Raw genomic sequence first — 21,875 nt, forward strand, 5'->3', positions numbered from 1 at the left:
TCGCTGGTTCCTTCTTCGCAGAGTTCTTCTGAGGTGACTTACTAGGCATCCGTACTCCTTTGGCCTGCCAGCTGTGCCGGCTGTGTTCCCTCGACCATACGCTGTTAACCGCGACAGTGGTACGGGCGGAGCCCCGGTCCGCCCGCGCGAAGCGATGGCGTTCCCCGCGTTGTCGACACTGGCTGTAAAAAGCCCTCTGCGTCTGTAGGTTTCCGCAATCGGGTGTGCTCCACCCGCGAGGGAGTTTGTAGGCCGTTGACGGGGCATTTCGCCGGTCTGACGCTGACTCGTACCGTGGAAGGACAGGTACTTCAGCGATGAAAGACAAAGGAACACCCATGGTTGACACTTCCCTCTCTCCCGCCGCGGTCGAGGGCGGCATCCTCGACGAGGACCGCGACCACGTCACTGACGGAATCCGGATCGACGTCGAAGAACTCAGCGAGAAAATGCTCGGTTCCTGGCCGGAGCAGCGTCGGGCGGCACGTCGGCTCACCGCGAGGCCCGAGTTCCACCGCATCGAAGGACAGTCGCTGGAGGAGTACCGCGACACCGTCTTCGGCCAGCTCAAACTGCTCGTCGAAAACGGACAGGTGCACCGGGCGTTCCCGAAGCAGCTCGGCGGCATGGAGGACCACGGCGGCAACATCGCCGGTTTCGAGGAACTCGTCACCGCCGATCCGTCGCTCCAGATCAAGTCGGGCGTGCAGTGGGGTCTGTTCGGCGCGGCCGTGCTCCACCTCGGCACCCGGGAACACCACGAGCGATTCTTGCCGGGCATCATGAGCCTTGAGACCCCGGGCGCGTTCGCCATGACCGAGATCGGGCACGGGTCGGATGTCGCGTCGATCGCCACGACGGCGACCTACGACGCCGAGACGGAGGAGTTCGTCATCCACACGCCGATCCGCGCGGCATGGAAGGACTACATCGGCAACGCCGCCGTGCACGGCAAAGCGGCCGCCGTCTTCGCGCAGCTGATCACGAACGGCGTGAACCACGGCGTTCACTGCTTCTACGTGCCGATCCGCGACGACGACGGGTTCCTTCCCGGCGTCGGGGGCGAGGACGACGGCATCAAGGGCGGCCTCAACGGCATCGACAACGGCCGGCTGCACTTCACGAACGTCCGCATCCCGCGCTCGAACCTTCTCAACCGGTACGGGAATGTCGACGCGGACGGCACATACTCGTCGCCGATCGCCAGCCCGGGCCGACGCTTCTTCACCATGCTCGGCACCCTCGTCCAGGGTCGTGTGTCGCTCGACGGGGCCGCCGTCCTGGCATCCGCTGTCGGCCTGCAGATCGCGATCACCTACGCCAGCCAGCGTCGCCAGTTCAACGCGGCCAGTGACGTGCAGGAAGAAGTGATCCTCGACTACCAGCGCCACCAGCGCCGGCTGCTGCCGAAGCTGGCCACGACCTACGCGCAGACCTTCGCGCACGATGAGCTGCTCGTGAAGTTCGACGGCGTGTTCAGCGGCAAGAGGGACACCGACGACGACCGGCAGGACCTCGAGACCCTGGCCGCAGCCCTCAAGTCCCTGTCGACCTGGCATGCCCTCGACGTTCTGCAGGAGGCGCGCGAAGCCTGCGGCGGCGCCGGATTCCTGGCGGAGAACCGCCTCACCAGCCTCCGCGCCGATCTCGACGTCTACGTCACCTTCGAAGGCGACAACAACGTGCTGCTCCAGCTCGTCGGCAAGCGGCTGCTCGGCGACTACGGCAAGCGGTTCAAGGACGCGGATGCCACGACGCTGGCCCGGTTCGCCGCCGAACAGGCCCGTGGCAAGGTCGTGAACGGCACCGGGCTGCGCTCCCTCGCCCAGACCGTCGCCGACTTCGGATCGACGGCGCGCTCGGTCGGACGGCTCCAGGACGAGCAGGCACAACGTGAACTCCTCACCGATCGTGTCGAGAGCATGATCGGCACCATCGCCGGCCGGCTCCGCGCGGCCAGCAAGCTCTCGAAGGCCGAAGCGGCTGCGCTGTTCAACCAGAACCAGAACGAACTCATCGAAGCGGCGATCGCCCACGCCGAATTGCTGCAGTGGGAGGCGTTCACCGAGGCGCTCTCGACGATCTCCGACCCGGCTACGAAGAAGGTCCTGACCTGGCTGCGGGACCTGTTCGGGTTCGGGCTGGTCGAGAAGCACCTCGCCTGGTACCTCATCCATGGGCGGTTGTCCGGCCAGCGTGCCCAGTCGGTCACTGCGTACATCGACCGGCTGCTGGCCCGTCTGCGCCCCCACGCCGTCGACCTCGTCGACGCGTTCGGTTACACGCAGGCCCACCTCCGGGCGCCGATCGCCTCGGGCATCGAGACGGAACGGCAGGAGGAAGCCGCGGCGTACCTGGCTGACCTGCGGGCATCGGGCAACGCCCCGGTGGACGAGAAGGCGACGAAGTCGACGTTCGACGCACTGAACCACCCCAAGAAGAGCAGGAAGTAGCCCGGCGCGAGTTGCCGCAAGGCGTCGTTGCGGCGCTCGAGTTGCCGCACTGTGTGCTCCGCCTGGGCGTCGGGGCGCATGTCGTGGCGAATCGAGTGGTCCATAAGGGTCGCCCGCCCACGGTCGGGTCACTTTTTCGGCCCGACCGATCGGCGGAGTCACCCTCTGGGCCCGACCGTGGCGGGCTCGAGTTGCCGCAAGGTGTCGTTGCGGCGCTCGAGTTGCCGCACTGTGCGCTCCGCCTGGGCGTCGGGGCGCATGTCGTGGCAAATCGAGTAGTCCATAAGGGTCGCTTCGGGCCCGATCGATGCCGCGGCTACCGCTTCAGCCGCCGGTACGCCCGCGCGGACAGCGGCAGGAACACGAGCGTGAGAACGAGAGGCCAGGCCACGGCCAGGGCGATGGCGCTGTCGACCATCCAGCCGCCGCTGAGCCCCGTCGGGTTCCCGAAGAGCTGCCGGGTGGCCGTCGCCGTTGCCGAGATCGGGTTCCAGGCGGCGACGGCGCCGAGCCAGCCGGGCATGGTCTCGGGCGACACGAAGACGTTGGACAGGAACCCGACGGGCCAGATGAGGACCTGCACGGCCATGGTCGCCCCAGGCCCGCGAAAGATGAGTCCGAGGAAGATCCCGATCCAGAGCAGCGAGAAGCGCAACCACAGCAGCAGGAACACAGCCAGTAGCGCCGACCCGAGGTCGGACGTGATCTGCCAGCCGATCAACAGACCGCCGACGATCAGCACGACGAGGTTGAGGATCGACGAGGCCATGTCGGCGCCGCTGCGGCCGAGCGCCACCGCTGAGCTGCCGATCGGCATCGACCGGAACCGATCGGTGATTCCCTTCGCGGCATCCGTCGACATCGCCTGCAGTGTGCCGTCGAGGCCGAACAGCATCGTCAGCGTGAGCATCCCGGGCAGCAGGAAGTTGATGTAATCGCCGCCGCCAGGCACCGCGATGGCCCCGCCGAAGAGGAACGCGAACATGAGCAGCAGCATGATCGAGAACAACAGTCCGAAAATGGGGAGCGCCGGCTGTCTCACCCAGTGCAGGAGTTCGCGCTGGGTGAGGATCCAGGCGTTCCGCAGAGCTGAGAACGGTGCGGCAGTCGTGGCGGTCATCGGGTGCTCTCCTTCGCGGTGAGGACCAGGAAGACCTCATCGAGGGTGGGGCGGCGGAGCGCGAGGTCCTCGGGATCGATGCCGGCGGCATCCAGGATCCGAACGACCGAGAGGATGCCGGCGGTTCCGGACGGCGACTCCACGGTCACCGTTCGCGCCAGAGGGTCGATCACCGGTTCTGACATCGAGCGAACGGATGCCGCGGCGCGGTCGAGCTGGCCGGCATCCGTCACCGTCACGACGATGCGGTCGGCGCCGTGGCGTTTCTTGAGTTCGTCGGGGGTGCCGGTCGAGATCACCCGGCCGGCGTTCATCACCGAGATGGTGTCGGCGAGCTGGTCGGCCTCGTCGAGGTACTGGGTGGTGAGGAGCACCGTGGTGCCCGATTCGGCGATCAGCCGGATGGCGTTCCAGACTTCGTTGCGGCCGCGCGGGTCGAGTCCGGTCGTCGGCTCGTCGAGGAACAGCACGGCGGGCGTCAGGATCAGCCCGGCCGCGATGTCGAGCCGGCGGCGCATGCCGCCTGAATATCCCGAGACCGGGCGCTCGGCTGCGTCGGTGAGGTCAAATCGGGCGAGCAACTCGTCGGCGCGGGCCCGCGCCGCCTTCGAGTTGAGGCCGAAGAGCCGCCCGAACAGAACGAGATTCTGCCGTCCTCCGAGGATCTCGTCGACAGCCGGCGACTGGCCGACGAGTCCGATGCTCCGGCGTACGAGGCCGGGCTCGGCCTTGACGTCGTATCCGGCGACCGACGCCGACCCGGCATCAAGGTCGATCAGGGTGGTGAAGGCGCGGACGGCGGTACTCTTTCCTGCGCCGTTCGGGCCAAGCAGCCCGTGGATGGTGCCGGCGGGGACGGCGAGGTTGAAGTCGTCGAGCGCAGCGACGTCGCCGTAGCGTTTGCGCAGCCCGACCGCAGACAGGGACAGGTGTGAGGGCACGATACTCCCATCGTCGTACATTGTACGGAGTTACAAATATGTGCGAGCGTACACCATACGGAGTACGTACACTAGTGCCATGGCCACAGACGGAACTGCCGGCACCGAAGACCGAACCCTCGCGCTGCTCTGGCGCCATCGGGTCGTGGAGGCGGGTTCCGGCTCCGCTCGCGGGCCGAAGCAGAAGACAACGGTCGACGCGGTCATCGGGAGCGGCATCGCCCTTGCCGACGACGAGGGTCTCGACACGTTCTCGATGCGCAAGGTCGCCGAGCGGCTCGGACTCGGCGTCATGTCGGTGTACACCTACGTTCCCGGCCGCGACGAACTGATCGGTCTCATGGTCGACCAGGTCATGGGGGAGCGTCCCCACCCCCCACTCGACGGGGACCTCGCTGCCCGGCTGGATGCCGTTGCCCGCCACCTCTGGGACGAGTACCGGCGGCATCCGTGGCTGCTTCAGGTCGATACGTCGCGCCCCTGGCTCGGGCCGAACCTCGCCGATCGTTACGAGTGGGAACTCTCGGCGGTCGAGGGCATCGGGGTCAGCGACATCGAGATGGACCAGATTGTGACGCTGCTCGCGGGCTTCGTCTCGAGCGCCGCGCGCTCGGCGAGGGACATGGAGCGTACGCAGCAACGCTCCGGAATGAGCGACGCCGAGTGGTGGGAAATCAACGCGCCTCTGCTCGAGCGGGTCATGAGCGGCGCCAACTACCCGCTCGCCGGGCGCGTCGGCCAGGCCTCAGGGGAGGCCTACAACGCCGCGAGCAACCCGCAGCTGGCCTTCGAGTTCGGTCTTGCCCGGGTGATCGACGGCGTCGTCGCGTTCGTTCGCGCGCAACAGTAGCGATCGGCGGCCGGTCGAATCACCACAAGCTGCTCCTGCGGCGGCCGATCGAATCACCACAAACTGCTGGCGCGGCGGCCGATTCGCCGCGAGATGTTGTTCGCCTGCGGAGCAGAGCGCGTTTCGTGGCGATTCGGTTGGTCCACAAGGTTCGTTCGCGTGGATGTGAACGACCCTGTGGGCCCCGATCGACGGTGGGAGTGACCCTTCAGGCCCTACCGGCGCGGCAGTCGAGTCACCACAAACTGCTGGCGCGGCGGCCGATTCGCCGCGAGATGTTGTTCGCCTGCGGAGCAGAGCGCGTTTCGTGGCGATTCGGTTGGTCCACAAGGGTCGTTCGCGTGGATGTGAACGACCCTGTGGGCCCCCTCGACGGTGGGAGTGGCCCTGTGGGCCCGATCGACGGTGGGAGTGACCCTGTGGGCCCGACCGGCGAGCCGGGCTCAGCCCGCCGCGACGGCCGCGGCGACGGCGGCGGGGATGGGCGTCTCGCCCGAGATGAGGTCCCACGAGTGCCCGGCGGTCTCCGGGAACGTGAGCACAGCGGCGATCACGGCCGCGACATCCGCCCGGGGGATGGACGCCCGCTCCGTGTGCTCCGCCAGCTCCACCATCCCGGTCGGCTCGTCGTCGGTCAGTGCACCTGGCCGCAGGATCGTCCAGTCCAGCCCGCTCCGCCGCAAAGCGGCATCCGCGTCGCGTTTTGCTTCGATGTACGCCGCCCACACCTCATCGGCTCGCGGGTCCGGGCCTTCGTCGACGCCGATCGCCGAGACCTGCACGAACCGGGACACACCGGCCTGCTGCGCTGCCTCCGCTGATTTGAGCGACGCCTCATAGTCGACGGTGTACTTGCGGGCCGCACCAGACCCGGGGCCGGCGCCTGCGGCGAACACGACTGCGTCCGCACCGGCCATCGCGGGCACCAGGTCAGCGACGGATGCCGGTTCGACGTCGCACACAAAGGCTTCCGCCCCGAGCGCTTCGATGTCGCTCGAGTGGGCAGGATTCCGGAAGACGCTGACAACCTCGTCTCCGTTCGAAACCAGCAGGGACGTGAGCAGGCGGCTGATTTTGCCGTGCCCTCCGATGAGAACTATTCGACTCATGTGTCGGCCTTTCGTTCGGGGTCAGCGTCCAGTCAGGACGGGCGGTCCTCGGGCGACACCGTCTTGCGCGGGTCGGTCTCCGGGATGCTCCCGAGCACCTCGTCGACGCGCGCGAGAGTGTCTGGCGACAGTTTCACACCGGCCGCCTTCACGTTGTCGCGGACCTGCTCGGGCCGTGAGGCGCCGATGATGGCGGATGCCACGTTGTCGTTCGCGAGCACCCACGCGATCGCGAGCTGGGCCAGGGTGAGTTCCTGCTCATCCGCAATTGGCTGGAGGTTCTGCACGGCGGTGAGCACGTCGTCCCGGAGGAAGCGCGAAACGGCATCCGCCCCGCCCTTCTCATCGGTGGCGCGGCTTCCCTCGGGCAGCGGCTGCCCCGGCTTGTACTTGCCGGTGAGGATCCCCTGGGCGACCGGTGACCATACGATCTGTGAGATGCCGAGCTCGCGGGATGCCGGAACGACCTCCTCCTCGATCACCCGCCAGAGCATCGAGTACTGCGGCTGGTTCGAGATCAGCGAGATGCCGAGGTCCTTCGCGAGTGCGCTGCCGCGGCGGAGCTGGTCGGCGTCCCACTCGGAGACACCGATGTACAGCGCCTTCCCCTGCCGGACGACGTCGGCGAACGCCTGCATCGTCTCTTCGAGCGGGGTTTCAGCGTCGAACCGGTGTGCCTGGTAGAGGTCGACGTAATCGGTGCCGAGCCGCGCCAGTGAGCCGTTGATCGACTCGAGGATGTGCTTCCGGCTGAGTCCGGAATCGTTGGCGCCCTTCGGCCCTGTCGGCCAGTACACCTTCGTGAAGATTTCCAGGGACTCGCGCCGCTCCGACGCGAGTGCCTCCCCGAGAACGGTCTCAGCAGCGGTGTTCGCATACGCGTCCGCCGTGTCGAAGCTCGTGATCCCGCTCTCCAGGGCGGCGGCGACGCAGGCTCGCGCCGCGTCGTTCTCGACCTGCGAGCCGTGGGTGAGCCAGTTGCCGTAGGTGATTTCGGTGATCTTGAGGCCGGAGTTTCCGAGGTAGCGATAGTCCATGCCGCCACGCTATGCCCGAACCCGCCTCGGCTGCTAAAGCAGCCCCAGCGCTTGCACCTGCTCGCGTTCTGTGGCAAGTTCCGCGACCGACGCGTCGATGCGCTCGCGGGAGAACGGGTCGATGTCGAGCCCCGGCACGATTCGCCACGCACCGTCGACGCTCTCGGCGGGGAACGACGAGATCAGGCCTTCCTGTACCCCGTAGCTGCCGTCCGACGGCAGGGCGACGCTCGTCCAGCGACCGCGATGCCCGTTCACCCAGTCGTGCATGTGGTCGAGCGTGGCGCTTGCCGCCGACCCGACCGAGCTCGAGCCCCGGACCTCGATGATCTCAGCGCCACGGTTGGCCACCCGGGGGATGAACTCCTCGCGAACCCAGGCTTCCTCGACGAGTTCACGGACCGGCCGCCCCGCGGCGGTGGCCTGTGACAGGTCCGGATACTGGGTGGCCGAGTGGTTGCCCCAGATCGTGACCCCGTCGATCTCGCCTGCGCCCAGTCCGAGCTTCTCGGCGAGTAACCCGACCGCCCGGTTGTGGTCGAGCCGCGTCAGCGCGGTGAACCGTTCGGCCGGGATGTCCGGCGCGTGCGCCGACGCGATCAGGGCGTTCGTGTTGGCCGGGTTCCCCACGACGACGACCCGGATGTCGGATGCCGCGCCGGCGTTGAGCGCGGCGCCCTGCGGCCCGAAAATGGCCCCGTTCGCCGCCAGCAGGTCGGCCCGTTCCATGCCGGGGCCGCGCGGCCGCGAGCCGACGAGCAGCGCAACGTTGGCGCCGTCGAACGCGGTCGCCGCACTGTCGGTGACGGTGACGGCATCGAGGAGCGGGAACGCGGCATCCTGCAGTTCGAGCGCTGCGCCTTCGGCGGAGGCCAGCCCTGCCGGGATCTCGAGGAGGTTCAGCCGGATCCGGGTGTCCGGCCCGAGCAACTGCCCGGAAGCGATGCGGAACAGCAGGGCGTAGCCGATCTGCCCGCCGGCACCGGTCAGCGTCACCGTCGCCAGAGTGGTCGCAGTCATGGGAGCTCCCTTGGTCTCAATGCGCACAGCCTACGCGCGAGGTCGCCGGGACGAAACGGGACAGGACGCACGGGGGAGGGGTACCGTCGGAGGATGCGTACCCTGTACCCCGAGATCGAACCGTACGACTCCGGGCTCCTCGAGGTCGGCGACGGCCAGGCCGTCTATTGGGAGACCTGCGGAAACCCCGACGGCAAGCCTGTCGTGTTCCTGCACGGGGGCCCCGGCGGCGGGTCCAGCGCCGACCACCGCCGCCTCTTCGACCCGGCACGGTACCGGATCGTGCTGTTCGACCAGCGCGGCTGCGGCAGGAGCACGCCCCACGCGAGCGCACCGGAGGCCGACCTCTCGGCGAACACCAGCTCGCACCTCGTTGCCGACATCGAGAAGCTGCGCGAACACCTCGACATCGGCAGCTGGCAGGTTTTCGGCGGTTCCTGGGGGAGCGCGCTCGCGCTCGCCTATGCCGAGACCCACCCGGACCGCGTCCGCGAGCTCGTCCTCCGCGGCATCTTCACGCTCCGGCAGGTCGAACTCGACTGGTTCTACGAGGGAGGCGCCGCCGCCCTGTTTCCCGATCTGTGGGAGGAATTCCTCGCCCCGGTCCCGGTCGGGGAGCGAGGGCACCTCATCCGCGCCTATGCGACCCTGCTCAACGATCCGGACCCGGCCATCCACGGCCCGGCAGCCGTCGCGTGGTCACGGTGGGAATCCTCGACGATCACCCTGCTTCCTCGAGCGGACGTGATCGCCCAGTTCACCGAACCGGCTTACGCCGTGGCTTTCGCACGCATCGAGAACCACTTCTTCATGAACGGCGGATGGTGGGACGACGGCCAGCTGATCCGGGATGCCGTTCGGCTCGCCGGCATCCCCACGGTGATCGTGCAGGGCCGATACGACATCTGCACCCCGCCGATGACGGCGTGGGCCCTCGCCGACGCGATGCCGCACGCGGAACTGAAGATGATCCCGGACGCCGGCCACGCCTTCGACGAACCGGGCATCCTCGACGCCCTGGTCGAGGCCACAGACCGCTTCGCCTCATAGTCCTCGAACGACGTCGGCGCAATGTGGTGGCCCGTGGAGAACCCGGGGGATAAGTTGGCATCGTGACCTTCAATCCCGATTCAGATATCTCCGGTGGCAACGTCAAGCGACGTGGCCGCGGCGTTGCCGTCGGCGGCGGCGTGGGCATCGTCGGCGTGATCGTCGTCTTCGTCGTCTCCCAGCTGACCGGTGTCGACATCGGCGGGCTGATCGGCGGCGGCGAGCAGGGCGCAGCAGGCCCCGATACGGCCATCACCGAGTGCCAGACCGGCGAGGACGCCAACGAAAATGTGACCTGCCTGATGCAGGGTGCGAGCGCGTCGATCGAGGACTTCTGGGTGGACGCGTACCCGTCCGTCGCGAGCAACGCCTACGTCACGCCGCAGTTCATTCTCTTCGACCAGTCGACGACGACCGGATGTGGCGCGGCCTCCAGCGCGACCGGGCCGTTCTACTGCCCGCCAGACCAGACGATCTACATCGACACCACCTTCTTCAACCAGCTTCGCCAGCCGCCGTTCGACACGACCGGTGGAACCCTGGCGCAGATGTACATCGCCGCACACGAGTGGGGCCACCACATCCAGAACATCTCCGGCATCATGGACTCCGCCGACCGCACCGGCACCGGCCCGGATTCCGGCTCGGTCCGCATCGAACTCCAGGCCGACTGTTTCGCCGGTGCGTGGGTCGCCGGCGCGTCCGAAACCGACGATGCGAGCGGTACCAACTTCCTCGAGCCCCCGACCCAGGCGCAGGTGACGGATGCCCTCGACGCGGCAGCCGCCGTCGGCGACGACCGGATCCAGCAGGGCTCAGGCCAGGAGGTCAACTCAGAGGCCTGGACGCACGGCTCGAGCGAGCAGCGCCAGCGCTGGTTCACCACCGGGTACGAGAACGGTGCGGGAGCCTGCGACACCTTCGCCGTGGACGGCTCGCAGCTGTAGGCGCTGCTGCCCGGCAATGCTGACCGAGCGTGAGGCGCTCATCGCCGTGGGCGAAGGACTGTCTCTACGCCTGCAGTGAGGCCGGAAGCCCGCCGCGGTCGCTTCGCGCTTCCAGCAGATCGAGTGCGCGGCGGAGGCCCGTGCTCGAGGTCGTCATCGTGTACGGAAAGTACACGACGTCGACACCCACCTCAGCGAATTGTCGTTCGAGGCGGACGCCCTCGGTCGTGCCGCGCCAGTCGTCGCCCTTGAAGAAGACGTTGAACCTGAGTTCCCTCCACATGTCCAGCTTCGTCGGCAGCGTCTCGGCGACGACCCGGTCCACGAAGCGGATGTTCCCGACGATCTCCATGCGTTCATTCAGTGGGATCACCGGGGCGCTGTTCTTGCGCTGGAGGAGGAGCTCGTCACTGACGACGCCCGCGATGAGGAAGTCGCACTCGCTCTTGGCGTGCTTGAGGATGTTCAGGTGGCCGACGTGGAAGAGATCGAAGGCACCGGCCGCATATCCGATCCTCGTCATGTCCACCCCATCCGCCGCTCCTCACGTGTGTGAGGATTCCTCAGAAAAGGTTAGCCGAGAACGAGGGCGCGAATCCGGAATCGCCCGCGAAGTGGGGGTGTCAGGTCCGGGTGGGAAGCCGGGTGCGACGTGACGCGGGAGTGTCCCGTCTCGTCGTCTTCGGGCTCGGGACCTCGTCGTCCTCGGTGAAGTACGGGTCCTGGTGTTTGGGGGCAGGGATGCGATTGAGCACGACACCGGACACGTAGGCGCCGGCCAGTTCGAGCGCGTTGATCGACTGGCTCACCTGTGCCCGCCGAACCGCACTCGCATCGACAACGAGGATCGTCGCATCCGCCTGCTGGGCGATGACCGTCGCATCCGCAACAGAGAGAACCGGCGCGGTGTCGACGATGATGAAGTCGTACCGCTCAGACAGCGTCGCGAGAAGATCCTTCATCCGAGTGGACGCCAGGAGCTCCGCCGGGTTCGGTGGAACCTCGCCGGCTGCGAGCACATCGAGGCTTGTCCGCCCCCAACGATGGACGACGTCTCCGGCCGCGACCTTGTCCACAAGGATCGTCGTCAGGCCCACGGTCGGTTCGAGGCCGAGGAGGGTCGCGATGGTCGGCCGGCGAAGGTCCGCGTCGATCAGCAGAACACGGGCCCCGGTCTCCGCCAGCGTCACGGCCAGGTTCGTCGAGACGGTGGATTTGCCTTCGCCCGAAATCGACGATGTGACGGCGACGCAGGTGAAGTCGTGGCTTGCTGAGGCGAAACGAAGACTTGACCGGATTCTCCGGAACTGCTCGGCCTGCACACTGTTCGGCGAGCGGAGCGAGATCGGGCGAGTGTCGCTCTTCGCCACGTAGGTGCTGATGGCGCCGAGCAGGGGACGGTTCGTCACTGTCGCCAGGGTGGTCTCGGACCGTACCCGCGTGTCGAGAACCGTCACGAGTGCGATCGTCAGGATCGCGAGCAGAGCGCCGGCGAGCGCGCCGACGAGCGTGTCACGCTGTTTGTTCGGGGTTGTCTGGAATTCGGCCGGTGCGGCGGGCTCGATGACTTCCGCGACAACCGTGGGGTTGCCCTGCACGTCTGCCGGCGCGATCTCGCTGACGACGATCGCCAGCCGCTGAGCCACGCCGTTGGCGATGTCCGCGGCCTGCTCCTTGTCGGTCGAGCCGACTCGCACATCGAGGACGACGGTGTTCTGGGGGATCGTGATGTCCATTGAATGACGCAGTTCGGCTTCACTCATGTCCAGGTTCAGCTGCTCGATGACGTCGCCGAGCACGATGGAGGACATCCCGAGTCGTGCGAACGACAGCATCTGATTCTGGGTGTAGGTGGACCCCTGGTTGATGTCCGATCCGCTATTGCCCGACTGGAGCGCGAAGAACAGTGTCGATGACGAGTGGTAGACCGGCGCTGTCAGTGCCGAGGCCGTGAAAGCGAGCACCGCACCGAGAAGCCCCGCCAGGGCGACGATGTACCAGCGTTTGAGGACGCTGACGACAACTCGTCGCGTCGTCGCGGCCTGTGTCTCAGCGGTCACGTCCGGCTCCTCCCAGCTCCAATGCCGGCTGATCGAGATACCCGCCGTGCGGTTCGATCGGCTCCTTCTTGCTGATGAGGGTATACGACGCGACGGCAAGTCCAACCGTAAACCAGAGAAAATCGGCGTACTGCGTAATGAGGGCGACAGACACCAGCGCAGGCGTCTGCGCCACAAGCGCTATCGAAGCCGGGGTTCCTCGTCCTCGCAGGATGGTCACGAGACCCACGACGACGATGGCGATGAGTACGCCGAGCGGCAGCAGACCGAACCGGAGCGCGGTGAGGATCAGCGCGTTGTCGATCGATTGGAACGAACCGTAGTAGGTCTCGCCGGTCGGGAGCACCGTCCAGCTCGGAGTGATGCCGAGCACCGACGAGTCGCCGAGGAGCGCGACCAGGTTGCCGCGGTACTCGGCGCTCCCCGCTGCCTCCTCGCCCGCCTGCTCGAAGACGTTCCAGATGAACGGGAGGCCGATCGCCGCGATCGCGGCAAGCAGTACCACGAGGGCGATGCGGAAGGCCCGCGGCATCCACGCTCCGAGGAACGCAGCCGCAAGCAGGAGCGTGAGGAACACGCCCACGATTCCGATCCGGCTGAAGGTCACCCCCGCCGCGGCGAGAACGACGACCAGGCTGAGGAGCCTGAGCCACATCGGCCATCTCGCCACCGCAACAAACCCGGACGCGATGGCCAGCGACGAGCCGAGCGCAATCGAATGGCCGAAGGATGCCTCCACCCGCATCACTCCTCCGCGCGGCTGGAGCTCACCCCAGGTCAGATACTGCGGGTTGGCTGTGTCGATCGCGACGAACACGTTGGTGCCGACCACGAATTCGGCGAGCGCCAGAACCGAGATCAGGACCGCTCCGCCGGCCAGGACGCCGTGAACCCAGTGAATGTCGACCCGTGAGAGCACGACGCGTCCCCACGCGTACGGGATCATCCAGTCGATGAGGACGATGAGCAGGTGGCCACCGGTCGAACCGCCGATCGCCGTCGCCATCAGAAGGAGGAGAACGAAGGTAACCACGAGGGTGTCGACCACCGTCCACCGCAAGCCGTGCAGCGAAGCGGAGGCGATCGCCAGGACGGTCACCAGAACCAGGGCAGAGAAGTAGATACCGGCCTGGACACCGACCCAGATCGGTACGAGGAAGAGAGTGGCGGCCCACACGACGATCACGATTCGCGGGTAGGCGCGAAAAAGAAGCACCGCTCCGACCATGCCGCACACGGCAAGAACTGCGAGGATCGCGTTCATCAGGGTGAGCTCCAACCCGCCCTCCTTTCACGTTGACGCCATCGATTCCGCTGCTTGAGTATGCCCTAGCATAAGAACGTTCGACGGGTTTGGGCGCAGCACCCGACTGGGAGGAAGCCGCAATGCGCATTCTGGTGCTGTGGGCGGAGGATGCCCCGTGAGCACACCGACCCTCGCGGGTGCGGCAGCACGCGGCGTCTTCTTCACGCTCTCCGCCCAGGCGGCGAAGATCCTCATCCAGCTTCTCTCCGTCATCGTCCTGTCCCGGCTGCTCAGCCCGACGGACTACGGGCTGCTTGCCATCGTGCTCGTTGTCGTGGCGTTCGGCGAGATCTTTCGCGACTTCGGACTGACCTCGGCGTCCGTTCAGGCGGAGGTGCTCTCCCGGGGACAGCGCGACAATCTGTTCTGGATCAACACCGCCATCGGCCTGCTGCTGGCAATCGTGATGTTCGCCCTGGCCGACGTCCTCGCTGCCATCGTCCAGGAGCCCGCCGTCGCACCGATCGCGCAGGCGCTGGCCGTCGTCTTTTTCCTGAACGGGGTGGCGACCCAGTACCGGGCAACCCTCATGCGCGAACTCCGCTTTCGCGCCCTGGCATCGATCGACGTCGCGTCGGCCGCGATCGCCCTCATCGCGGGGGTGTTGGCCGCCGTCGCTGGCTGGGAATACTGGGCGCTCGTGGTGCAGCAACTCGTGATGGGGACGGCGGCGGTGATCGGCGTGATCGCGGCATCCCGGTGGCTGCCGCGATTGCCCTCCCGGCACTCTTCGGTTCGGGACATCGTGAAGTTCGGCTGGAGCCTGGTGGCGACGAACATCCTCACCTACTTCGGGTCGCAAACAGACACGATCGTCGTCGGCCTTCGGTTCGGTGTTGCGCCGCTCGGCCTGTACAGCCGGGCGTTTCAGCTCGTCATGACGCCCCTGAGCCAGATCCGGAGCCCGCTCACCACCGTGGCTCTGCCCGTGCTCTCGCGCATGCAGGAGGAGCCGGACCGCTTCGCGCGGTATATCGTCGCGGGCCAGTTGGGCCTCGGATACGGTCTCGGCGTCCCGCTCGCCCTCGCCGTCGGTTTGTCCTCCGACGTCATCGCGGTCTTCCTCGGGCCGCAGTGGAGCGACGCGGCGCCGATCGTGAGCTTGTTCGCGGTCGCGGGAATCCTCCACACGCTGTCCTATGTCGGCTATTGGATCTACCTCGCCCGCGGACTGGGCCCCCAGCTGTTTCGCTTCACCCTTCTCACCACCGGGATCAAGATCGCCTGCATCCTGATCGGCTCCCTCTTCGGGTTCGTCGGGGTAGCCGTCGGCTTTGCGGTCGCGCCGATGATCTCCTGGCCGCTCTCGTTGTTCTGGCTCTCCCGGCTCACTCCCACACCGGTGAGGGCGCTCTACGCGGGAGCTTTCCGCATCCTCGGCCTTGTCGCCGCCGTCGCGGGCGTGTCGTACTGGTCGGGCGAGCTGACGAGCGCCCTGCCGGCGTGGGCCTCCCTGATTCTCGGCATCGCCGCCGGGTTCGCCGTCGCAGGTGTGGCGCTGGTCCTGCGCATGTACCGGCTGGACCTGAAGCTGCTTCGGGACTTCGCACGCCTCGTCCTGAAGTCGCCTCGAGACCGCGCTCCCGGAAAGGGATCCGTTTAGGGCGGGTCGTCGACGCCGACCACGAAGCAACATCCGTTGCTGGTCGATCCCTGACCGGTCTTGTTAGAATGCGCGAGCCGGCACGACAGCGCAACGACAGGCCGGAGTCGGGGCGGCCGGTCGCCGTCAACTCGTTCGTGAAAGTCAGGGGACATGACCAAGAGCCGAGCCGCCCGACACGAGGCGTGCGGACGCGACCAGGCCTCCCGTGCCTGAGCGATGGTCGCCGTCGCTGGCTGTGCTTGTGGTGAACTACGGCTCGCATGAGCTGATCGGCGAGAACCTCGCCCGATCGCTCGACGACGGCTTTGCCGGACTGGTCATCGTCGTCGACAACTTCACCACAGAGGCGGAGCAGCGCGCCCTGCACCGACTTGCGGCGTCGCAGGGCTGGACGTGCGTCCTGTCCGAGGTGAACCTGGGCTTCGGCGCGGGAATGAACCTGGCGGCCCGTACCGCGATCGACCTCGGCGCCACGGAACTTCTGCTTCTCAACCCCGACGCGTTCATCGATCCGCACAGCATCCGGTTGTTGCACAGGAGAGTGGCGGAGAACGAGCTGGCGCTCGTCGCCCCCGTCGTGCTTCGTCCGGACGGCAGGGTGTTCTCGGAGTTGACAGACCTCTACCTCGACCGTGGAGAGTCGCTCCGGCGGTCGAAACGCGCCCCCGGAACCCCGAACGAGCGGGTGACGCCGTGGGTGAGTGGGGCGTGCTTCGCGATCAGCGCGCGACTGTGGGACCTTCTCGGGGGATTCGATGAGGATTTCTTCCTCTACTGGGAAGACATCGACCTCTGTGCCCGCGCCGCCCTGCTCCGTGCCACGGTTGAGGTCGACGGTGACGCGCGAGCGGTCCACGAGCCCGGTTCGACCCAGACGACGGACCCCGGACGGCGGGTCAAGTCGCCCGAGTATTACTACTACAACGTCCGGAACCGGCTGCTGTACGCATCGAAGCACCTTGATCCGGCCGACTTGAGGCGATGGCGCCGCCGTACGCCCGGGGCCGCCTACCGCATTCTGCTTCGCGGTGGTCGTCGCCAGTTCCTGCATCCTGCGCGGTCGATCCTGCCGGCTCTCCGCGGCATCCGTGACGGAGAGCGGATGCTGTCGACGGCGCACGAACGGAAGGGCCGGACGGATGTCACGCCCGCTCCGTAGCGCCGCCGTGTCCCTCATGACCGAGAAGTCCCTCATCGTGGCGGCGGGGAAGTACCACGGCCTCGGAAACCGGGTGCGCGCTGTCCTCGGCAGCGAGGTTCTCGCCCGGCTCGAAGGCCGCGTCTTCGCCTACGCCTGGCCCACCGGCGCAACGTTCGGGGCCGCGTTCGACGACTTATGGGAGTACGACCGCGTTCGGGTGCCCGCCCTGGTGTCCCGTGCCCTCGCCTGGCGAGCGCCGTACCGCGACGGAAAGCTCGGCTGGCTCGACGACAGGGCGCGGAAGGAGAGGCTCTGGCAGCTCCGGACGCCTCATGCCCTCAGCCTGCCGTCGCCCGCGTCGTGGGAGGACGAACTCCGCCTCCTGCGCCCCGTCAGCGACGTGCGCGCGAGGGTGAGCCGGGTCTTCGACGCCGCGTTCAGTGACCGGCCGTTCGTGGGCATCATGGTTCGGGCTCACGCCCACTCCCATGAGGCAACCCGGCTCCACTCCCCGGTCAGCTGGTATCTGACCCGGATGAAGGAAATCCGTGGCATGTGGCCTGACGTCGGGTTTTTCGTCTCCGCCGATACGGATGCCGCGCTGCAGCAGATCCTGCAGGAATTCCCGGACGCGGTCAGCCAGCACGACAAAGGCGACTACAACAGCAAGTCCGCCCTCGTCGCCTCGGTGGCCGACCTCTATCTCCTGGCCTCGTCGAGCCACATCCTCGCTCCCCACTTCTCCAGCTTCCCGGAACTGGCCGAGTCCCTCGCCGGCCAGGGACTCGGTCTGGAGACCTCCCAGAACGGCGTCCTGCTCTCCTCGCTCACGTTCGTGACGCGCGCAGGGGACCCTCTGACTCCCTGGGTGCGTCGCCCGCTCTGACCGCGAAAGACTCGCGCGTCGTCGCGTCGAAGCGGACGCCGCAACGGTGGTCCCCCACTTCGCGGGTGATCTCATCGGGATGCCTTGGTAAGTGACGATTCCTCACGCGACAATGAGAATTGTGACAATGAGGATTACTCAGTTCTCATACCCGAGTCCACGATTGGAAGGCGCCCATGCGCGCTACGGCTCACGGCGGAATCCCTGAATTCGCCGCCCTTGCGGTGGCTGTCGTCGTGTCGCTGTCCGTCCTGACCGGGTGCACAACGAGCGGCGCCCCCGAAGCCGGCCCGACCAGTTCGCCGACATCGGAGCCCTCGACAGACGCGACGCCTGAACCTGCCCGCACGACGCCGGTTCCTGCTCCGGACGGCGGAACCATCGAGGACATCATCGAACCTGCGCCTGAGCCCGAGCAGATCAAGGCGGACCTCGGCGACGTCGCCGTCCTGGACAGTGATGTGACGATCTCGGCCCCTGACGTCGCCGAGATCGACGTCGAAGCGCACACCCCTGGCGAGACCGCCGGACCGGCGCTTGCCGTGACGATCAGGATCGAGAACGACTCGGCCGCCGACCTCGACGTCGAGACCGTCATGGTCACCCTGCTCGACGCAGCAGGAGCCGCAGCCTCTCCCACCACAGCGGACCCCGCCCGGCCATTCGCCGGGTCGATACCGCCAGGCGGGTCCGCTGACGGCGTCTACGTCTTCCTGGTTCCAGAAGGAGCCAGGGATCCCATCGAATTGACCATTGCCTATTCAGCGGGAGTGCCTGTTGTGCTCCTCGTTGGCGACGCTTCTCAGTGAACTGGAGTACATCATGAATAGGTTCGACCGTTCGGCCAGGCGGGTCATCGCGATGACCGCGGCGACGGCGTTGATCGCCGCCGGGGTGGTCCTCGGGACCGCGACTGCCGCCACCGCCGCACCAGGCCCCTCCCCGGTCGAGCAGCGCAGCGCGACGACGGCGACGGCGGACGTGCTGCCCACGGTTCAGATCGATTCCGGTGTGGTCTGGGTACAAGAGGTCGTCGGAAACATCGTGTATGCGGGAGGAAAGTTCACGAATGCCCGCCCGGCAGGGGCGGCACCGGGTGTCGGGCTCATGCCGCGGAGTAACATCCTCGCTTACGACATCCGGACGGGTGTCGCCACATCTTTCGCGCCGCAGGTCAACGGTGAGGTCAAGTCGCTCGAGTCGTCGCCCGACGGGTCGGTGCTCTACGTCGGCGGTAAATTCACGAGCGTCGGCAGTGCGACGCGCTACAACATCGCGGCGTTCAGCACGGCGACCGGAGCGCTCCTCGAGTCGTTCAAGCCGCCCGTGGGCGGCTCGTACGTGAACGGGATCGTCGCGACCGGCAGCGCGGTCTACGTGACCGGCCTGATCGGCGCGGCCAACGGGGTCACCCGAAAGAACTTCGCGGCCTTCAGCAACTCGGGCGCACTGCTCGGCTGGGCGCCCACCTCCGACCTCCAGGGGGATGCGCTCGTCCTGTCTCCGACGAAGGACAAGCTGATCGTCGGTGGCCGGTTCGGCACCGTCAACGGGGTGACCCAGCGAGGACTGGCTGCGCTGGACCTCTCCACCGGGTCTCTCCTGCCCTGGGAGGCGCCGAACACGATCAAGAACGGGGTGGGTACCGGGACCCTGGCCGGGCGTGCCGGCATCTGGAGCCTGACGACGGACGCGAACGCTGTCTACGGCACCGGGTGGGTCTTCGCAGACAGGACCGTCGGCAACCTCGAGGGTGTCTTCTCCGCGGAAGGCGGATCCGGAAAGATCCGATGGATCGCCGACTGCCACGGCGACCACTACGGTGTCTACTCCGACGGAACGACCGTGTACTCCGCGAGCCATGCCCACGCCTGCGAAACCGCCGGTGGGATGACTCAGTTGAACCCGGCTCCCGGCAACATGAGGAACGCGACAGCGCTGACGGCCGCGCCTAAGGGAACCCTTGCCCGCTCGCAGTACGTGAACGGCACCTACGCGGACTGGAGCGGCTGGGCCGCCCCGGCTTTCGTCAACTGGTTCCCGGACTGGGTCACAGGAACAGGAAGTGGCCAGGGACAGGCGGGCTGGTCCGTCGCCGGCAACGGCCAGTACGTCGTGTACGGCGGCGAGTTCCCGTTCGTCAACGGCCAGCGGCAGCAGGGCCTCGCGCGGTTCTCGAACGCGCCCCCCAGCGGCCCGAAGTCCGCGCCACGACTGACGACCGCCAACTGGGTTCCCACGGCGAAATCCGTGTCGACGGGAACGATGCGGGTACAGGTTCCCGCCAACTGGGATCGCGACGACCTGACCCTCACCTACTCCCTGTACCGCACGGGCGTCGGACCAGCGGTCGCGACGGCGACGGTCCAGTCGACCTACTGGAACCGGCCGACCGTGACGCTCATCGACCGCAATCTGCAACCGGGCGCGACGCACGAGTACCGCGTCGTCGCCCGCGACCCGAACGGGAACGCGGGGCAGGACAGCACCCGCGTGACGGCCACCGTCAGCGGATCCGCTGCCTCCGCCTACACCAACGCGGTCCTGGACGACGGGGCGACGCTGTACTGGCCGCTCGGCGGCACGTCGGCCGAAGCCGGCACGGACTGGGCGGGCACCAACAACGGCGTCGTGCGCTCGGGAGTCACCTCGACGACCCCCGGCGCCATCTCCGGAAATGCTCAACCGGCGTCCTCGTTCAACGGCACCGTGGACGGACTGATCAGTTCCACGCGCGCCGTCGGCGCCCAGACCGATCTCTCGGTCGAGTTGTGGTTCAAGACGAACACCACGCGGGGAGGCAAGCTGATCGGCTACGGCAGCAACCAGACCGGAAACTCGACGTCGTACGATCGGCACATCTACATGCAGAACGACGGGCGACTCGTCTTCGGCGAACACCAGGGCGTGAACAAGACCGTCACATCACAGGCGGCATACAACAACAACCAGTGGCACCACGCCGTGGGAACCCTGGGCCCGACCGGCTTGAAGTTCTACGTCGACGGAGTTCTCGTGGGATCCGACGAGTCGGCGACGGTGGCCCTGCCGTTCAACGGATTCTGGCGGGTCGGTGGCGACAACCTCGCCGCCTGGCCCAACCTGCCCGCGAGCCAGTGGTTCACGGGCGCCATCGACGAGGTCGCTGTGTACGGCTCGGTTCTCTCTGCCAGCCGGGTCGCCGCTCATTACAGCCTTGGGTCGGCACAGCCCGTGCCGACGGCCGCGTTCACGTCTTCGGGCACGTCGCTCAGTGTGGCCTTCGATGCGAGCGCATCGACGGCTCCCTCCGGTCGGACCATCACCGCGTACGAGTGGAACTTCGGTGATGGCACGGCGCTCGGATCCGGCAGGCAGGTGACGCACAACTACGCCAGCGCCGGCGCATATACGGTGACGCTCACGGTCACCGACTCGGCCGGGCTCCGCGACACCGAGTCCCGGGTCGTGAACACGACGGCTCCGCATGCTGCGCCAGTCGCCGCCGCGCAGGTGTCGACCGCCGGCTCGACCGTGAACGTGGACGGGCGAGGTTCGACAGCATCCGACGGTGCCACGCTGACCTATTCATGGGACTGGGGTGACGGAACGGCTGACGGGTCCGGCGCCACAGCGTCACACACCTACGCGAGTGCGGGGACCTATGTGATCACGTTGACCGCGACGGACTCCCTGGGCGCGTCTGACCAGGCGACCGCAACGGTCACCATCGGTGCGGCGGTGGACGTGGCTCGCGACAGCTTCGAGCGGTCGGTGGCGTCCGGCTGGGGAACCGCCGAGGTCGGCGGCGCGTGGTCCGCTACGACGGACTTCTCGGTCGGTGAAGGCACCGGGAAGATCTCCGTTGCGCGGACCCAGACGCGCACAACGCTCCTTCCGGCGGCGAGCGCGAGCAACGTCGACGCCCGGATGTCGGTGTCGACGAACATCGTCGCTGACGGTGGCGGAACCCACCTCAACATCCTCACGAGGAAGACCGTCGACGGCGATTACCGCCTCAAGCTTCGCATCGCCTCGACCGGGGTCGTCAACGTCGGCATCGCGAAAGTCGTCGGAACCGCCGAGACGCTCCTCGCCAACCTGCCGATGCCCGGCTTCACCTACACGCCGGGCACGGTGCTGGAGACCCGGATGGAGGTCGTCTCCTCAAGCGCAACGACGACGACCCTCAGGGCGAAGGTGTGGGCGGCAGGGCAGGCGGAGCCGACGGCGTGGTTCCTCACGACGACGGACTCCCAGGCGCAACTGCAGCGGGCCGGCCAGGTCGGGATCTCGGCCTACGTCACCAGCACCAACACCAACGGACCGGTTCTCGTCCGCGTCGACAACGTCGCGGTCCGATAGGGGCA

Annotated in this window: 17 protein-coding genes; 9 read left to right on the forward strand and 8 right to left on the reverse strand. The window is 67.2% G+C overall.

Annotated elements, in window-relative coordinates:
* Positions 1–338: 338 nt before the first annotated feature.
* Positions 339–2,453 carry an acyl-CoA dehydrogenase family protein gene (locus ABIE24_RS04265; protein ID WP_354497146.1) on the forward strand — a complete coding sequence of 705 codons (2,115 nt, stop codon included), beginning with the start codon at positions 339–341 and terminating at the stop codon, positions 2,451–2,453.
* A 316-nt stretch (positions 2,454–2,769) separates the two neighbouring features.
* Here the strand turns inward: ABIE24_RS04265 and ABIE24_RS04270 are convergent, their stop codons facing one another.
* Positions 2,770–3,573 (reverse strand): ABC transporter permease, encoded by an 804-nt coding sequence (locus tag ABIE24_RS04270; protein WP_354497148.1) that lies wholly within the window; start codon positions 3,571–3,573, stop codon positions 2,770–2,772.
* Entirely contained in the window at positions 3,570–4,514 is a 945-nt protein-coding gene (locus tag ABIE24_RS04275) for an ATP-binding cassette domain-containing protein (protein WP_354497150.1), read from the reverse strand. Before ABIE24_RS04275 ends, ABIE24_RS04270 begins: the two co-directional genes overlap by 4 nt.
* 79 nt (positions 4,515–4,593) lie before the next feature.
* Between ABIE24_RS04275 and ABIE24_RS04280 the strand changes: the two genes are divergently transcribed.
* Positions 4,594–5,364 carry a TetR/AcrR family transcriptional regulator C-terminal domain-containing protein gene (locus ABIE24_RS04280; RefSeq protein WP_354497152.1) on the forward strand — a complete coding sequence of 257 codons (771 nt, stop codon included), beginning with the start codon at positions 4,594–4,596 and terminating at the stop codon, positions 5,362–5,364.
* A 443-nt stretch (positions 5,365–5,807) separates the two neighbouring features.
* Here ABIE24_RS04280 and ABIE24_RS04285 read toward each other — a convergent pair whose 3' ends face one another.
* From ABIE24_RS04285 to ABIE24_RS04295, 3 genes are read right to left on the reverse strand one after another with little or no spacing between them, the layout of a single operon-like run.
* The gene (locus tag ABIE24_RS04285; RefSeq protein ID WP_354497154.1) at positions 5,808–6,473 is read right to left on the reverse strand and encodes an SDR family oxidoreductase; all 666 of its coding nucleotides are present in this window, start codon (positions 6,471–6,473) and stop codon (positions 5,808–5,810) included.
* Positions 6,474–6,505: 32 nt separating this feature from the next.
* Positions 6,506–7,510 carry an aldo/keto reductase family protein gene (locus ABIE24_RS04290; RefSeq protein WP_354497156.1) on the reverse strand — a complete coding sequence of 335 codons (1,005 nt, stop codon included), beginning with the start codon at positions 7,508–7,510 and terminating at the stop codon, positions 6,506–6,508.
* A 33-nt stretch (positions 7,511–7,543) separates the two neighbouring features.
* On the reverse strand, positions 7,544–8,530 hold the full coding sequence (locus ABIE24_RS04295; RefSeq protein ID WP_354497158.1) for a malate dehydrogenase: 987 nt from the start codon (positions 8,528–8,530) through the stop codon (positions 7,544–7,546).
* Positions 8,531–8,623: 93 nt separating this feature from the next.
* On the opposite strand from ABIE24_RS04295, the gene pip reads away from it, so the two are divergent.
* Both pip and ypfJ read left to right on the forward strand, forming a co-directional pair.
* Complete coding sequence (gene pip / locus ABIE24_RS04300; protein ID WP_354497160.1) at positions 8,624–9,580, forward strand: prolyl aminopeptidase; 957 nt, start codon at positions 8,624–8,626, stop codon at positions 9,578–9,580.
* A gap of 62 nt (positions 9,581–9,642) precedes the next feature.
* The gene (gene ypfJ, locus ABIE24_RS04305; protein ID WP_354497162.1) at positions 9,643–10,527 is read left to right on the forward strand and encodes a KPN_02809 family neutral zinc metallopeptidase; all 885 of its coding nucleotides are present in this window, start codon (positions 9,643–9,645) and stop codon (positions 10,525–10,527) included.
* A gap of 64 nt (positions 10,528–10,591) precedes the next feature.
* Here ypfJ and ABIE24_RS04310 read toward each other — a convergent pair whose 3' ends face one another.
* The 3 genes from ABIE24_RS04310 to ABIE24_RS04320 all read right to left on the reverse strand — a co-directional run bounded on the left by ABIE24_RS04310 (position 10,592) and on the right by ABIE24_RS04320 (position 13,866).
* Complete coding sequence (locus ABIE24_RS04310; protein ID WP_354497164.1) at positions 10,592–11,050, reverse strand: FAD synthase family protein; 459 nt, start codon at positions 11,048–11,050, stop codon at positions 10,592–10,594.
* Between the two features lie 100 nt (positions 11,051–11,150).
* Positions 11,151–12,587 (reverse strand): tyrosine-protein kinase domain-containing protein, encoded by a 1,437-nt coding sequence (locus tag ABIE24_RS04315; RefSeq protein WP_354497166.1) that lies wholly within the window; start codon positions 12,585–12,587, stop codon positions 11,151–11,153.
* Positions 12,577–13,866: a hypothetical protein gene (locus ABIE24_RS04320; RefSeq protein WP_354497167.1), complete on the reverse strand. Its 1,290-nt coding sequence runs from the start codon at positions 13,864–13,866 to the stop codon at positions 12,577–12,579. Before ABIE24_RS04320 ends, ABIE24_RS04315 begins: the two co-directional genes overlap by 11 nt.
* Positions 13,867–14,008: 142 nt before the next feature.
* Between ABIE24_RS04320 and ABIE24_RS04325 the strand changes: the two genes are divergently transcribed.
* From ABIE24_RS04325 to ABIE24_RS04345, 5 genes are all read left to right on the forward strand, one after another.
* Positions 14,009–15,496 carry a lipopolysaccharide biosynthesis protein gene (locus tag ABIE24_RS04325; RefSeq protein ID WP_354497169.1) on the forward strand — a complete coding sequence of 496 codons (1,488 nt, stop codon included), beginning with the start codon at positions 14,009–14,011 and terminating at the stop codon, positions 15,494–15,496.
* 208 nt (positions 15,497–15,704) lie between these two features.
* Positions 15,705–16,658 (forward strand): glycosyltransferase family 2 protein, encoded by a 954-nt coding sequence (locus ABIE24_RS04330; RefSeq protein WP_354497171.1) that lies wholly within the window; start codon positions 15,705–15,707, stop codon positions 16,656–16,658.
* Positions 16,639–17,526, forward strand: coding sequence for an O-fucosyltransferase family protein (locus tag ABIE24_RS04335; RefSeq protein ID WP_354497173.1), 888 nt, complete (start codon positions 16,639–16,641; stop codon positions 17,524–17,526). The genes ABIE24_RS04330 and ABIE24_RS04335 overlap by 20 nt, the downstream gene beginning before the upstream one ends.
* A gap of 176 nt (positions 17,527–17,702) precedes the next feature.
* A complete protein-coding gene (locus ABIE24_RS04340; protein WP_354497175.1) occupies positions 17,703–18,335 on the forward strand; it encodes a DUF4352 domain-containing protein in 633 nt (210 codons plus the stop codon).
* Between the two features lie 13 nt (positions 18,336–18,348).
* On the forward strand, positions 18,349–21,870 hold the full coding sequence (locus ABIE24_RS04345) for a PKD domain-containing protein (RefSeq protein ID WP_354497177.1): 3,522 nt from the start codon (positions 18,349–18,351) through the stop codon (positions 21,868–21,870).
* The last annotated feature ends 5 nt before the right edge of the window (positions 21,871–21,875 follow it).

Origin of the sequence: Mycetocola sp. 2940, assembly GCF_040548835.1 — a bacterium.
Taxonomy (GTDB): domain Bacteria; phylum Actinomycetota; class Actinomycetes; order Actinomycetales; family Microbacteriaceae; genus Mycetocola_A.